The 13,162-nt window shown below is 71.5% G+C and carries 12 protein-coding genes; all 12 read right to left on the reverse strand.

Annotated elements, in window-relative coordinates; all coding sequences use genetic code 11:
* Nucleotides 1–32: 32 nt before the first annotated feature.
* Complete coding sequence (gene tpiA, locus QP119_RS06830; RefSeq protein ID WP_284774714.1) at nt 33–815, reverse strand: triose-phosphate isomerase; 783 nt, start codon at nt 813–815, stop codon at nt 33–35.
* Nucleotides 816–863: 48 nt separating this feature from the next.
* Entirely contained in the window at nt 864–2,081 is a 1,218-nt protein-coding gene (locus QP119_RS06835; protein WP_284774717.1) for a phosphoglycerate kinase, read from the reverse strand.
* A 152-nt stretch (nt 2,082–2,233) separates the two neighbouring features.
* Nucleotides 2,234–3,226, reverse strand: a complete 993-nt coding sequence (gap, locus tag QP119_RS06840) for a type I glyceraldehyde-3-phosphate dehydrogenase (protein WP_284774718.1) — start codon at nt 3,224–3,226, stop codon at nt 2,234–2,236.
* A 324-nt stretch (nt 3,227–3,550) separates the two neighbouring features.
* A complete protein-coding gene (gene whiA, locus QP119_RS06845) occupies nt 3,551–4,552 on the reverse strand; it encodes a DNA-binding protein WhiA (RefSeq protein ID WP_284774719.1) in 1,002 nt (333 codons plus the stop codon).
* A 47-nt stretch (nt 4,553–4,599) separates the two neighbouring features.
* Complete coding sequence (locus tag QP119_RS06850; protein WP_284774720.1) at nt 4,600–5,643, reverse strand: gluconeogenesis factor YvcK family protein; 1,044 nt, start codon at nt 5,641–5,643, stop codon at nt 4,600–4,602.
* 116 nt (nt 5,644–5,759) lie between these two features.
* Entirely contained in the window at nt 5,760–6,662 is a 903-nt protein-coding gene (gene rapZ / locus QP119_RS06855) for an RNase adapter RapZ (RefSeq protein ID WP_423777769.1), read from the reverse strand.
* Between the two features lie 133 nt (nt 6,663–6,795).
* Nucleotides 6,796–8,901: an excinuclease ABC subunit UvrC gene (uvrC, locus tag QP119_RS06860; RefSeq protein ID WP_284774723.1), complete on the reverse strand. Its 2,106-nt coding sequence runs from the start codon at nt 8,899–8,901 to the stop codon at nt 6,796–6,798.
* A 10-nt stretch (nt 8,902–8,911) separates the two neighbouring features.
* The gene (locus QP119_RS06865) at nt 8,912–9,463 is read right to left on the reverse strand and encodes a PH domain-containing protein (RefSeq protein WP_423777770.1); all 552 of its coding nucleotides are present in this window, start codon (nt 9,461–9,463) and stop codon (nt 8,912–8,914) included.
* Nucleotides 9,464–9,666: 203 nt separating this feature from the next.
* A complete protein-coding gene (ribH, locus tag QP119_RS06870) occupies nt 9,667–10,152 on the reverse strand; it encodes a 6,7-dimethyl-8-ribityllumazine synthase (RefSeq protein ID WP_284774724.1) in 486 nt (161 codons plus the stop codon).
* 8 nt (nt 10,153–10,160) lie between these two features.
* The gene (locus tag QP119_RS06875) at nt 10,161–11,444 is read right to left on the reverse strand and encodes a bifunctional 3,4-dihydroxy-2-butanone-4-phosphate synthase/GTP cyclohydrolase II (RefSeq protein ID WP_284774727.1); all 1,284 of its coding nucleotides are present in this window, start codon (nt 11,442–11,444) and stop codon (nt 10,161–10,163) included.
* Nucleotides 11,445–11,627: 183 nt separating this feature from the next.
* Nucleotides 11,628–12,221 carry a riboflavin synthase gene (locus QP119_RS06880; RefSeq protein ID WP_284774729.1) on the reverse strand — a complete coding sequence of 198 codons (594 nt, stop codon included), beginning with the start codon at nt 12,219–12,221 and terminating at the stop codon, nt 11,628–11,630.
* A 64-nt stretch (nt 12,222–12,285) separates the two neighbouring features.
* The coding region (gene ribD, locus QP119_RS06885; protein ID WP_284774731.1) for a bifunctional diaminohydroxyphosphoribosylaminopyrimidine deaminase/5-amino-6-(5-phosphoribosylamino)uracil reductase RibD at nt 12,286–13,162 on the reverse strand (877 nt) is incomplete at its 5' end.

The raw sequence follows: 13,162 nt of genomic DNA on the forward strand, positions 1-13,162 counted from the left end.
GGGCGGCCTCGAGTCACGCCAGGTTGCGTCGCTTACGCGACGGTCTGGGCGGCGTTGGCGGCCAGCTTGGCGAAGGCCTCGCCGTCCAGGGAGGCGCCGCCGACCAGGCCGCCGTCGACGTCGGGCTTGCCGACGATCTCGGCGACGGAGTCGGCCTTGACGGAGCCGCCGTAGAGGATGCGGAACTCCTCGGCGGTCTTCTCGTCGGCGAGCTCGGCGATCAGCGTGCGCAGTGCGCCGCAGACCTCCTGGGCGTCGTCGGCCGAGGCGACCTTGCCGGTGCCGATGGCCCAGACGGGCTCGTAGGCCAGGACGGTGCGGGCCAGCTGGGCGGCGTCGAGGCCGGCCAGCGACTTGCGGGCCTGCTCGACGACGTAGTCGACGTGCTCGCCCTTCTCACGGATCTCGAGCGGCTCGCCGACGCAGACGATCGGCGACATGCTGGCGCCGAGGGCGGCGGCGGCCTTGGCGGCGACGGTCTCGTCGGTCTCGGCGTGGTACTCGCGGCGCTCGGAGTGGCCCACGACCACCCAGGCGCAGCCCAGCTTGGCGAGCATCTCGGCGGAGACCTCACCGGTGTAGGCGCCGGACTCGTGCACGGAGACGTCCTGGGCCCCGTAGGTGAACTGCAGCTTGTCGCCTTCGACGAGGGTCTGGACGGAGCGCAGGTCGGTGAACGGGACGGTGAAGGCGACGTCGATCTTCTCGTAGTACTCCTTCGGCAGGGCAAAGGCGAACTTCTGCAGGACGGTGATGGCCTCGAGGTGGTTGAGGTTCATCTTCCAGTTGCCCGCGATGAGGGGGGTGCGTGCCATGTGCGTTTCGGCCTTTCTGTGGGTGGCTGGTTTCGGGTTACGGCAGGCTCAGCGGTTCAGGACCGCGACGCCCGGCAGTTCCTTGCCCTCGAGGAACTCGAGGGAGGCGCCGCCGCCGGTGGAGATGTGCGAGAAGCCGTCCTCGTCGAGGCCGAGCACGCGCACGGAGGCCGCGGAATCGCCGCCGCCGACCACCGAGAAGGAGCCGTTGTTCTTGGTGGCGTCGATGATCGCCTGGGCCAGGCCCTTGGTGCCCTTGGAGAACGCCTCGAACTCGAAGACGCCCATCGGGCCGTTCCAGAACACGGTCTTGGAGGAGGCGAGCACCTCGGCGAAGCGCTCGACGGACTTCGGGCCGATGTCCAGGGACATCCAGCCGGCGGGGATGCCGTCGAGCTCGACGACCTTGTGCTCGGCGTCCTTGTCGAACTTCTCGGCCGCGACCAGGTCGACCGGCAGGACGATCTTGTCGCCGTAGCGCTCGAGCAGCTCGCCGCAGGTCTCCACCATCTCCTCCTGGAGCAGGGACTCCTGGACGTCGTAGCCCTTGGCCTTGAGGAACGTGTAGCACATGCCGCCGCCGATGACGAGGCTGTCTGCCTTGCCGGCCAGGGCCTCGATGACACCGAGCTTGTCGGAGACCTTCGAGCCGCCGAGGACGACCACGTAGGGCTTGGCGGGCTCCTTGGCCACGGAGTCGAGGACGGAGACCTCCTTGTTGACCAGGTAGCCGGCGTAGGCGGGCAGGCGGCCGGCGACGTCGAAGACGGAGGTCTGCTTGCGGTGCACGACACCGAAGCCGTCGGAGACGAAGGCGCCGTTGTCGGCGGCCAGGGCGACGAGCTCGTCGGCGAACTCGGCGCGCTCGGCCTCGTCCTTGCTGGTCTCACGCGGGTCGAAGCGGACGTTCTCGAGCAGGACGATCTCGCCGTCGCTCAGGCCGTTGGCGCGCTCGTGGGCGTCCTCGCCGGTGACGTCGCCGGCCAGGGCGACGTACTGGCCCAGGGCCTCGCTGAGGGCCTCGGCGACCGGCTTCAGGGAGAACTTCGGGTTGACCTCGCCCTTCGGGCGGCCGAGGTGGGCCATGGCGATGACCTTGGCGCCGCCCTCGAGCAGGGCCTTGAGGGTCGGCAGGGACGCGGTGATACGGCCCGGGTCGGTGATCTCGCCGGCGTCGTTGAGCGGGACGTTGAAGTCGGAACGGACTAGCACGTGGCGTCCGGCGACGCCCTCGGCGAGCAGGTCGTCGATGGTCTTGATGGCCATGTCTGGGTTTCTCCTCGGTGAAAAGTTAGGGGTGTGTCTGGGTGTTCAGGTATGCGAAGAGCGGCCCCGGCTCAAAGGGGAACGCGGCGGTGTGCCGCTGCCCCCTCGAGCGAGGCCGCTCATCGGTCGGCACGAGCCGAGTCAGGCGCCTGTTAGAACTTGGAGGCGACGTGCTCGGTCAGGCGGAGCAGCTGGCAGGTGTAGCCCCACTCGTTGTCGTACCAGGAGACGACCTTGACCTGGTTGCCGATGACCTTGGTCAGGCCGGAGTCGAAGATCGAGCCGTGCGGGTCGGTCACGATGTCGTGGGAGACGAGCGGCTCGTCGGTGTAGCCGAGGGTCTCGCTGGCGGCCTCCTTCATCGCGGCGTTGACGGCCTCCACGGAGACCTCCTTCTTCGCGGTGAAGGTCAGGTCGGTGCAGGAGCCGGTGATCACGGGCACGCGCAGGGCGTAGCCGTCCAGCTTGCCCTTGAGCTGCGGGAGGACCAGGGCGACGGCCTTGGCGGCGCCGGTGGAGGTCGGGACGATGTTCACGGCGGCGGCGCGGGCGCGACGCAGGTCGCGGTGCGGGGCGTCGTGCAGGCGCTGGTCACCGGTGTAGGCGTGCACGGTGGTCATCAGGCCCTCTTCGATGCCGAACTTCTCGTCGAGCACCTTGGCCATCGGGGCGAGGCAGTTGGTGGTGCAGGAGGCGCCGGAGATGACGGTGTGCTTCTCCGGGTCGTAGTCCTCGTGGTTGACGTTGTAGACGAAGGTCGCGTCCTCGTTCTTGGCGGGGGCGGAGATGATGACCTTCTTGGCGCCGGCGTCGATGTGCGCGTGGGCGGCGTTGGCGTCGGTGAAGAAGCCGGTGGACTCGATGACGATGTCCACGTTGTGGGCGGCCCAGTCCAGGTTCTTCGGGTCGCGCTCGGCGGTGACGTGCAGCTTGTGCTCGCCGACGGTGATGGACTCCTCGTCGTAGGAGACCTCCTGGTCAAGCTTGCCCAGGATGGAGTCGTACTTGAGCAGCGTGGCCAGCGTCTTGTTGTCGGTCAGGTCGTTGACGGCGACGACCTCCAGGTCGTCGCTGCGCTGCAGGACGGCACGGAAGAAGTTGCGGCCGATGCGGCCGAAGCCGTTGATACCAACACGAATGGTCACAGTTGATCTCCTCGTCAAATCTGCGGTTGTGTCCGAGAGGGACCGTGTGCGCCTCTGTGACGCCCACGTCGTTGCCTCACGATTCAGAGTGTACCGCCCGATCGGCCGTCCCGCACTACCGAACCGCAAAGAAATCAGACACGAGCGGAAATTTACGGGCACATCCGGGCATTACCGGGGGTAACTGAACAGATCCGGGTCCGCAATTCGATGGATCAACCGGGCGGAATATCCCGAACGCCCCGGTGAACGGACCATCCCTGCCCCCGTCCGGGGGTCCGCCCGGGCGCCCGAATGTCCGTAAAGGGACATCACGGGCCCGAATCAGTGACCTTCGCCACTGTCCGCTTCGTCGAGGACCTCCTCGGTCACGGCGGCGTGCGTGTCCGGGACGCCCAGTTCCTTCGCCCTCTTGTCGGCGGTGGACAGCAGACGGCGCACGCGCCCGGCGATGGCGTCCTTGGTCATCGGCGGGTCGGCCAGCCGGCCCAGCTCCTCGAGCGAGGCCTGGCGGTGGCGCACGCGCAGGCTGCCGGCCTCCGCGAGGTGCTCCGGGACGTCGTCGCCGAGGATCTCCATGGCGCGCTCCACGCGCGCGGCGGCGGTGACGGCCGCGCGCGCCGAGCGGCGCAGGTTCGCGTCGTCGAAGTTGGCCAGCCTGCTTGTCGACGCCGTGCGTTCCCGGCGTCGGCGCTTGTCGTCCCACTGCAGCCGGGTGCGGTGCGCGCCCATGCGGGACAGCAGCGCGCCGACGGAGTCGCCGTCGCGTACGACGACGCGCTCGGCGCCGCGGGACTCCCGGTTCTTGGCCGTCGCACCCAGGGCGCGGGCGCAGCCGACGAGTGCCAGCGCCGCCTCGGCGCGCGGGCACTCGACCTCGAGGGCGGCGGAGCGGCCCGGCTCGGTCAGGGTGCCCGCCGCCAGGAAGGCGCCACGCCAGGCGGCCTCCTTGTCGGCGACGGTGCCGGAGATGACCTGCGGGGGCAGGCCCACCACGGCCACCCCGGCGCGGGTGATCAGGCCGGTGCGCCGGTAGACCTCGGCGATGCCGCGGTCGATGACCACGAGGTGGCGGCCGGGCTTGCCGGCGCGGTCGGCCTCGAGGGTGCGCAGGGTGACACGGGCGTCGAAGAGCTCGTCGAGGTAGGCGACCAGCCGGCGCGCCGCACCGCCGTGGTCGAGCTCGACCTCGATGCTCTCCGCTCCCCCGTGGCGCACGGCGTGGCCGCGGAAGCGCAGCACCGCGGCGACCTCCGCCAGCCGTGCGCGGGTGCCCCGCGTCTCGACGCGGGTGAGCTCGTCCTTGACCTCGTTCGTCAGCGACACCGTGCCTGCATTCCTTTCTTTCCCTGTCCCCCGGGGACGCGTCGATACTAGTCCGCGGCCAGCATGCCCGTCAGGGCGGCGGCCAGCTTCTCCGGGTCGTGCACGTTGCGCGGCATGCCGTTCCCGTCGCAGCTGTGCACGTCGGCGAAGACGATCTCGGCGCCGAGCCGGCCGGCGGCTCGGGAGAGGTAGGCGCGCTCGGCCTTCGACAGCAGCGAGTCGGAGTCGACCAGGATGCGGTCGACCCGCAGCGCAGGGGCCTGCTGGGCCATGATGTGGATGTGGCGCTCCAGGGAGAAGCCCTGGGTCTCCCCCGGTTCGGCCGAGAGGTTGAGCACCACGACCTTCAGCGCGTCCGAGGCGTTGATGGCGTCCACCACGGAGTGGACCAGCAGGTGCGGGATGACGCTGGAGAACCAGGAGCCGGGCCCCAACGTGATCAGGTCCGCACCGCGGATGGCCTCGAGGGCCTGCGAGCTCGCCGGCGGGTCGCTCGGCACCAGGCGCACGCGGCGCACGGAACCGGGTGTGGAGGCGACGGCGACCTGGCCGCGGACCTCGCGGACCACGCGCGGGTCGTCGTCAAGCCCGGCGACCTCGGCGGCGATGTCAAGCGGGCGGGTGCACACGGGCACAACGCGCCCGCAGGAGTGGGTCAGGTTCGCGACGGTGTCCAGGGCCTCCTGCACGTCGCCGCCGAGCTCGACGAGCCCGGAGATGAGCAGGTTGCCCACGGCGTGGCCGGCGAGCGCCCCGTGGCCGCCGAAGCGGTGCTGGAGCAGCTCGGCGCTCAGGCCCGGCCCGTCGGCGGACGCGCAGTCGCCGGCCAGGGCGGCCAGCGCCATGCGCAGGTCGCCCGGGGGGACCTGGCCGAGCTCGCGGCGGATGCGCCCGGAGCTGCCGCCGTCGTCCGCGACGGTGACCACGGCGGTGATGCTCGCCGGGTCGCACAGCCGGGCGGCGCGCAGGGTCTGGTAGAGCCCGTGGCCGCCGCCGAGGCAGGTCAGGGCCGGGTGCGCGGTGTCACCGGCGGATACGGCGTGGGCGCTCGCGGTCTTCTCCGCGCTCGCGGTGCTGTCGGGGTCGGGCATGTCTCTCGGGTCTCTCAGTTGTCTGGGGTGCGGGATGGCCGGGCGCGCCACCCCGCGGGGTACGGCGGGCGCGGAGCCGCCGGCTGCGGCGCCCCGCGGGATCGGGGTCCGCCTGTTCAGCGGGCGATGTCGCGGTGGATGACGTTGACGTCCAGGCCGGACTCCTCGCGCAGCCGGCGCCCGATCTCCTCGGCGACGGCGACGGAACGGTGGTGGCCTCCGGTGCAGCCGATGGAGACCGTCATGAAGTTCTTGCCCTCGTGGCGGAAGCCGGCCTGCATCGAGTTGAACATCGTCAGGAAGTTGTCGATGAAGTCCGCCGCGCCGGGGCGGCTGAGCACGTAGTCGGAGACGGGCGCGTCGGTGCCGCGCTGCTCGCGCAGCTCGGGGACCCAGAACGGGTTGGGCAGGAAGCGCACGTCGACGGTCAGGTCGGAGTCGCGCGGGGCGCCGTGCTTGAAGCCGAAGGACTGCACGGTCACGTGCGGCTGCTGGGCCACCGACTCGCCGAAGGCGCCCTCGATGCGGCGGCGCAGGTCGTGCACCGACAGATCGGAGGTCTCGATGCTGACGTCGGCGTCCTCCTTGATGTCGCCGAGCATCGCGCGCTCGCGGTCGATGCCCTGCGAGAGCGTGTCGCGGCCCTGCAGCGGATGCGTGCGGCGCACCGAGTCGAAGCGCTTCATCAGCGCGTCCTTGCGGGCGTCGAGGAAGAGGATCGTCGGGCGCACGCCGCGGGCCTTGAGCTCGGCGAGCGTCTGCATCATCGAGCCGGGGAACATGCGCGAGCGCACGTCGGTGACAATGGCCAGGTGCTCCACCGGCGAGGTGTCCGCCCGGCACATCTCCACCAGCTCGAGCATGAGCTGCGGGGGCAGGTTGTGGGCGACGAACCAGCCGCGGTCCTCGAAGACCTTGGCCGCGGTGGACAGGCCGGCCCCGGACATGCCGGTGATCAAAAGCGGCGGGGCGAGCAGGTGGCCGAGGTTCTCGGTGTCAGCGGCGGTCATGGCCCCCATGGTAAGTCATCGCCGCTCCCCCGGCGGCCGCGTGCCGCTCCCCCGGCGGCCGCGTGGCGCTCCCCCGGCGGCCGCGTGGCGCTCCCCGGCGGCCGCGTGGCACTCCCCCGGCAGTCGCGCGGCGGCCGCGGGCTCACGCCTTGTGCAGCGAGGCGTGGACGTCGCCGGCCAGCTTCGGCCCGAAGCCCTTGACCTCGGCGATCTCCTCGACGCTGGCCTCCTTCAGCTTCTTCAGGGAGCCGAAGTGGCGCACCAGCTCGGTGCGGCGCGCGGGGCCGAGCCCCGGGACGTCGTCAAGCTCACTGCGCCGCATGCGCTTGGAGCGCTGCTGGCGCTGGTAGGTGATGGCGAAGCGGTGCGCCTCGTCGCGGATCTGCTGGAGCAGGAACAGCGCCTGGGAGTTACGCGGCAGGATCACCGGGTCCTCCTCGCCGGGCACCCACAGCTCCTCGAGGCGCTTGGCCAGGCCGGCCAATGTGACGTCAGTTACACCGAGCTCGTCGAGGACGCGCTGGGCGGCGGCGACCTGCGGGGCGCCACCGTCGACGATGAACAGCTGCGGCGGGTAGGCGAAGCGGCGGTTGTCCGTCGACATCTCCTCGACCCTGGCGGCGGCGTCGGTCTCCTCGGCGAAGCTGGAGCCGTCGAACTCCTCGGCCTCGGGCACGGAGCGCTTGTCGCGGTTGTGGCGCAGGAAGCGGCGGCGGGTGACCTCGGCGATGGAGCCGACGTCGTCGCTGTGGCCGTCGCCGGCGGCGTCGCGGATGCGGTAGCGGCGGTAATCGGACTTCTTGGACAGGCCGTCCTCGAAGACGACCAGGGAGGCCACCACGTCGGTGCCCTGCAGGTGCGAGATGTCGGTGCACTCGATGCGCAGCGGCGACTCGTCCATGCCGAGGGCGTCCTGGATGCCCTGGATCGCCGCCGAGCGCGCGGTGAGGTCGCCCACGCGGCGCAGCTTGTGCTGGCGCAGGGCCTCCTTGGCGTTGCGCTCGACGGTCTCCATCAGGGCGCGCTTGTCGCCGCGCTGGGGCACGCGCAGCTCGACGGGCCCGCCGCGCAGCGCCTCCAGCGCCGCGGCGGTGTCGGCGGGCTCCTCGGGCTCGTCCTGCAGCAGGATCAGCCGCGGGATGACCTCGTTGCGCCGGCGCGAGCCGGTGCGGTGCTCGCCGGCGGCGTCGGTGCCGTGGGACATCTTGTCCACCCCGCGGCGCCCGTAGAGCTTGGCGTCCTCGGCGGCCTCCTGCTCGGCGCGCTCCGCGGCGTCGCCGTAGAACTGGATCAGGAAGTTCTGGATCAGGTTCGGCAGCGCCGGATCGGCCTCGCCCTCCTCGACCGGCCCGGTGTCGCCGGCCTGGTCGCCGGCCTTCTCGACGACCCAGCCGCGCTGGCCCCGCACGCGGCCGTGGCGAACGTGGAAGATCTGCACGGCCGCCTCGAGCTCGTCGGTGGAAAAGGCGATCAAGTCGGCGTCGGTGCCGTCGCCGAGCACCACGGTCTGCTGCTCCATCAGCTTGTCTATCGCGCCCAGGTCGTCGCGCAGCCGGGCGGCGCGCTCGAACTCGAGGTCCTCGCTGGCCTGCTGCATCTCGGCGGTCAGGCGCTTGCGCACGGCGTCGGTGTGGCCGTTCATGAAGCTGCAGAAACCCTCGGCGATCTCGCGGTGCTCGGCGGCGGTGACCTTGCCGGTGCACGGCGCGGCGCACTTGTCGATGTAGCCGAGCAGGCAGGGCCGGCCCAGCTGCTCGTGGCGGCGGAAGACGCCCTTGGTGCAGGTGCGCATCGGGTAGACGCGGGTGAGCAGCTCGAGGGTCTCGCGCACGGCCCAGGCATGGGCGAAGGGCCCGAAGTAGCGCACGTTGCGCCGGCGCGGCCCGCGGTAGAAGAAGGCCCGCGGGAACTCCTCGCCCATGCTCACGGCGAGCATGGGGTAGGTCTTGTCGTCGCGGTACATGACGTTGAACCGCGGGTCGTAGCGCTTGATCCAGGTGTACTCGAGCTGGAGCGCCTCGACCTCGCTGGCGACGACGGTCCAGGTCACCCCGGCGGCGGTGAGCACCATCTGACGGGTGCGCGGGTGCAGGTGGGTGATGTCCTGGAAGTAGTTGGACAGCCGCGCGCGCAGGTTCTTGGCCTTGCCCACGTAGATGACGCGCCCGTCGGCGTCGCGGAAGCGGTAGACCCCCGGGGACGTGGGGATCGTCCCGGGGGCCGGACGGTAGGTGGAGGGGTCTGCCACGGTCAGCGCCTCACTCCTGCGGCATGTAGCGCGACTCCAGCTCGCGGAAGCGCTCGACGTCGTCGAGGATCGTGGAGCGGTCGGTGGCCATCATCGCCCACATGGGCACGAACTCGAACTGCGGCAGCTCCAGGCGGGCCATGCGCGAGCCGCGGGGGAAGGACAGCCCGTAGATGACGGTCCACGGGTAGAAGCGGGTGCCGATGAAGTTGCGCACCTCCACGCCGTCGGCGTTGGCGCGCACGCGCGGGCGGGTGAGCCCCAGGTAGCAGACGACGGAGATGATCAGGCCGATGCCGACGAAGGCCCACTTGTCGATGGTGGTCACCGCCGCGCCGGTGTCACCGACGCCGACGACCAGTGCCATGAAGATGTGCACGGCCATCACGACGACGACCCAGGCCACGCCGATGACGCGCATCGTCGGCGAGCGCACCTCGAGCTCCCAGGGCTTGGTCGAGGTCACCGCCGAGGGGTCGAGCGCGTTGTAGTAGCTCAGTTCCTCGTCGGTCAGCGCGCGGTCGCGGCGCGCGGCGCCCTCGGTGTGGTCCGCGTCGGTCACGCTCCCAGCCTTTCCCGTGTTCTCCACGTTGCAGTCCCTTCTGCTCAACCACTCTAGTGTGCCCGCCGGCGCCCCTCCGGCGCCAATGCACCGTGGTTGAGCGTTGATTTCCGACGCCCGCGTCGGCGCGCCGTGGGCGCGCCCGTCACGGCGTGGGGCGCCTGCGCGCCGCCTGGGGCGGCGCGGGCGCCGGCAAGCTCTTTCTAGTTCCCGCGCACCTCGCGCAGGGTCAGCGCGGTGCGCAGGGCGGCGACTGCGGCCTCGGCGCCCTTGTCCTCGACCGCGCCGGGCCCGCCCGAGCGCTCGACGGCCTGCTCGCGGGTCTCGGTGGTCAACACGCCGTTGCCGACGGGGGTCTCCTCGTCCAGGGCGATGCGGGTCAGGCCCGCGGTCACCGAGTCGCAGACGTAGTCGAAGTGCGGGGTGCCGCCGCGGATGACGCAGCCGCAGGCGACGACGGCGTCGAAGTTGCGCGCGGCGGCCTGTACGACGACGGGCAGCTCGAGGGCGCCGACGACGCGGAAACCCTCGACCGTGGCGTCGGCCGCGCGGCCGGCGGCCAGGGCACGCTCGTGCAGGCGGTCGCAGATCTCCTCGTTCCAGGTGGCGGTGACCACCGCGAGGCGCAGTCCGCTCGCGTCGAGCGAGTCGGTGTCGGCGCCGGCGGCGGGCAGTCCTTCCTTGGCCATGGGGTCTCCTACTCTCCTCGGTTCACGGGGTGGGCGGCGTCCCAGTCCGCCACGGCGGGCAGGTCGTGGCCCATGCGGTCGCGCTTGGTACGCAGGTAGCGGACGTTGTCCTCGTTGACCTCGACGGGCAGGCGGGTGCGCCCGGTGATCTCCACGCCGTGGCCGGTCAGGTCGGCGACCTTGGCGGGGTTGTTGCTCATCAGGTTCACCGACTTGATGCCCAGCTCGCGCAGGATCTGCGCGGCGGTGGAGTACTCGCGCGAGTCGGCGGTGTGGCCGAGCTGCAGGTTGGCGTCGACGGTGTCCAGGCCGAAGTCCTGCAGGCGGTAGGCGCGCAGCTTCTCCATCAGGCCGATGCCGCGGCCCTCCTGACCGCGCAGGTAGATCACGATGCCGCGGCCCCGCTCCTGGATCAGGCGCAGCGCGGCGTCGAGCTGCTGGCCGCAGTCGCAGCGCCGCGAGCCGAAGACGTCGCCGGTCAGGCACTCGGAGTGCACGCGCACGGGCACGTCCACGCCGCCGTCTTGGTCAGGCTCGCCGGCGATGAGTGCGACGCTGTCGAAGCCGGTGACGGTGTTGCAGAAGCCGATGGCGCGGAAGTAGCCGTAGTCGGTGGGCAGGCGGGTCTCCACGACGCGCTCGACGAGCACCTCGTGGTGGCGGCGCCACTCGATCAGCTGGGCGATCGAGATCATGTGCAGGCCGTGGGCGTCAGCGAAGCGGCGCAGCTCGGGCCCGCGGGCCATGTCGGTGGGGTCGTCCTCGGAGACGATCTCGCACAGCGCGCCCACCGGGCGCAGGCCGGCGGCCCGTGCCAGGTCGATGGAGGCCTCGGTGTGGCCGTCGCGCTCGAGCACGCCGCCCTCGCGGGCGCGCAGCGGGACGACGTGGCCGGGGCGGGTGAAGTCGCTGACGGTGGACTTCGGGTCGGCCAGGCGGCGCAGGGTCTCGGCGCGCGAGGTGGCGGAGATGCCCGTGCTGCCCGTCGCGGCGTCGACGGTGACGGTGTAGGCGGTGCCGCGGGCGTCCTCGTTGAGTGCGACCATCGGCGGCAGGTGCAGGCGGTCGGCGTCCTCGCGCACGACGGGCGCGCAAATATACCCGGAGGTGTAGCGCACCATGAAGGCGACCAGCTCGGGGGTGGCCTTCTCGGCGGCGAAGATGAGGTCGCCCTCGTTCTCCCGGTCCTCGTTGTCCACCACGACCACGGCCTTACCGGCCGCGATGTCCGCGATGGCGTCTTCCACGCTGTCCAGCCTGACCGTGGTGGTGCGATCCTCGTTGTCAGTCACGCGCTACACCTTAGTCACCCGTCGACCCACCCCATTCCGGTGGGTGCACCCCCGGTGCACCCCGGCTCCGCCCCCGGTTCGGTCACCGCGCGCGGCCGCGGTGCACGCCCACGGCCATGACCTGCGTCACCTGGTTGCGCCCCGCGGGCGGACGCCTGGTTCAGCCGCGGGCGGGGCCGCGGTTCAGCTCCGCGCAGCGGTGAGCTTCTCGACGTACTTGGCCAGCACGTCGACCTCGAGGTTGACCGGGTCGCCGGGCCCCAGCCCGCCGAGGACGGTGTCGCGCAGCGTCGCCGGGATCAGCGAGACCTCGAAGTGGTCCGCCCCGACCGCCGAGACGGTCAGCGAGGTGCCCGAGACCGCGACGGAACCTTTATCCACGACGTAGCGAGCCAGCTCCGCCGGCAGGCGGAAGCGCAGCACGTCCCAGTGCTCGGAGGGGGTGCGCGAGATCAGCTCGGCGACGGCGTCGACGTGGCCCTGGACGATGTGGCCGCCCAGGCGCCCACCGGCGGCCAGCGCGCGCTCGAGGTTAACCGGGTCGCCCTCGGCCAGCGCACCCAGCGCGCTGCGGTCGAGGGTCTCGGCCATGACGTCGGCGGTGAAGGTGCCCTCGCCGAGCTCGGCGACGGTCAAGCACACGCCGTTGACCGAGATGGAGTCGCCCAGGCGGGCGTCGGAGAGCACGGTCTCGGCGGCGACGGTGAGGCGGGCGGCATCGCTCAGCCGCTCGATGCCTGCTACGCGGCCGATCTCCTCGACGATTCCGGTGAACATGGCGGGTCCTTCCTGGTCTGGTGCGGTATCGGGTGCGTTCAGTTGGTAGCGGGGCCTGCCCCGGTCACAAGTCTTCCCCGGTTGCACGGCGCAGCCGTGCAACGCCCTCGACGAACACGTCCGCGCCGAGGCGTCGCACGGCTGTGGTCTCGAACTCGAAGGCGCCGGAGAGAGTGTCCGTCACGGCCCGACCGAGCACCGGGTGGCCGGCGCCGAGCAGCTTCGGGGCGAGGTAGGCCTGGACGAAGTCGACCACACCTGCGGCGACGAAGCCGGCCGCCAGGCCCGCCCCGCCCTCGACGAGCACGTCGCGCGCGCCGCTCTCCCACAGTCCGGTGAGCGCGGTGTCGATGTCGGGGTAGTGCTCGCAGACCCCGGCCAGGTGGTGCCCGGCCGGGACCTCGCGGGTGCCGATGACCACGCGGCGCGGCTGGTGGTCATACTCCGTGCCGTCGTCGCGGCGGGCGGTCAGACGCGGGTTGTCGGCCAGCACGGTGCCGGTGCCGACGATGATCGCGTCGCGGTGGGCCCGGTCGGCGTGCACGGCGCGGCGGGCCTCGGGCCCGGTGATCCACTGGCTGGTACCGTCGGCGGCGGCGGTGAAGCCATCGAGGGTCTGGGCGAACTTGAGGGTGACCGCCGGGCGGCCGGCCGCCACGGCGGTGAGCCACGGCTCCAGCGTCGGGGCGGGCAGCTCATCGCCCTCCGGGTGGACGACCTCCACGCCGTTGTCGCGCAGCCACTCCGCCCCGCCCCCGGCGACAGGGTCGGGGTCGCGGCGGGCGAAGACGACACGCCTGATCCCGGCCGCCACCAGGGCGTGGGTGCACGGGCCGGTGCGCCCGGTGTGGTTGCACGGCTCGAGGGTGACCACGGCGGTGCCGCCGCGGGCGCGCTCGCCGGCTGCGGCAAGTGCCATCACCTCGGCGTGGGAGCCACCC

Origin of the sequence: Corynebacterium frankenforstense (assembly GCF_030211955.1) — a bacterium.
GTDB lineage: Bacteria > Actinomycetota > Actinomycetes > Mycobacteriales > Mycobacteriaceae > Corynebacterium > Corynebacterium frankenforstense_A.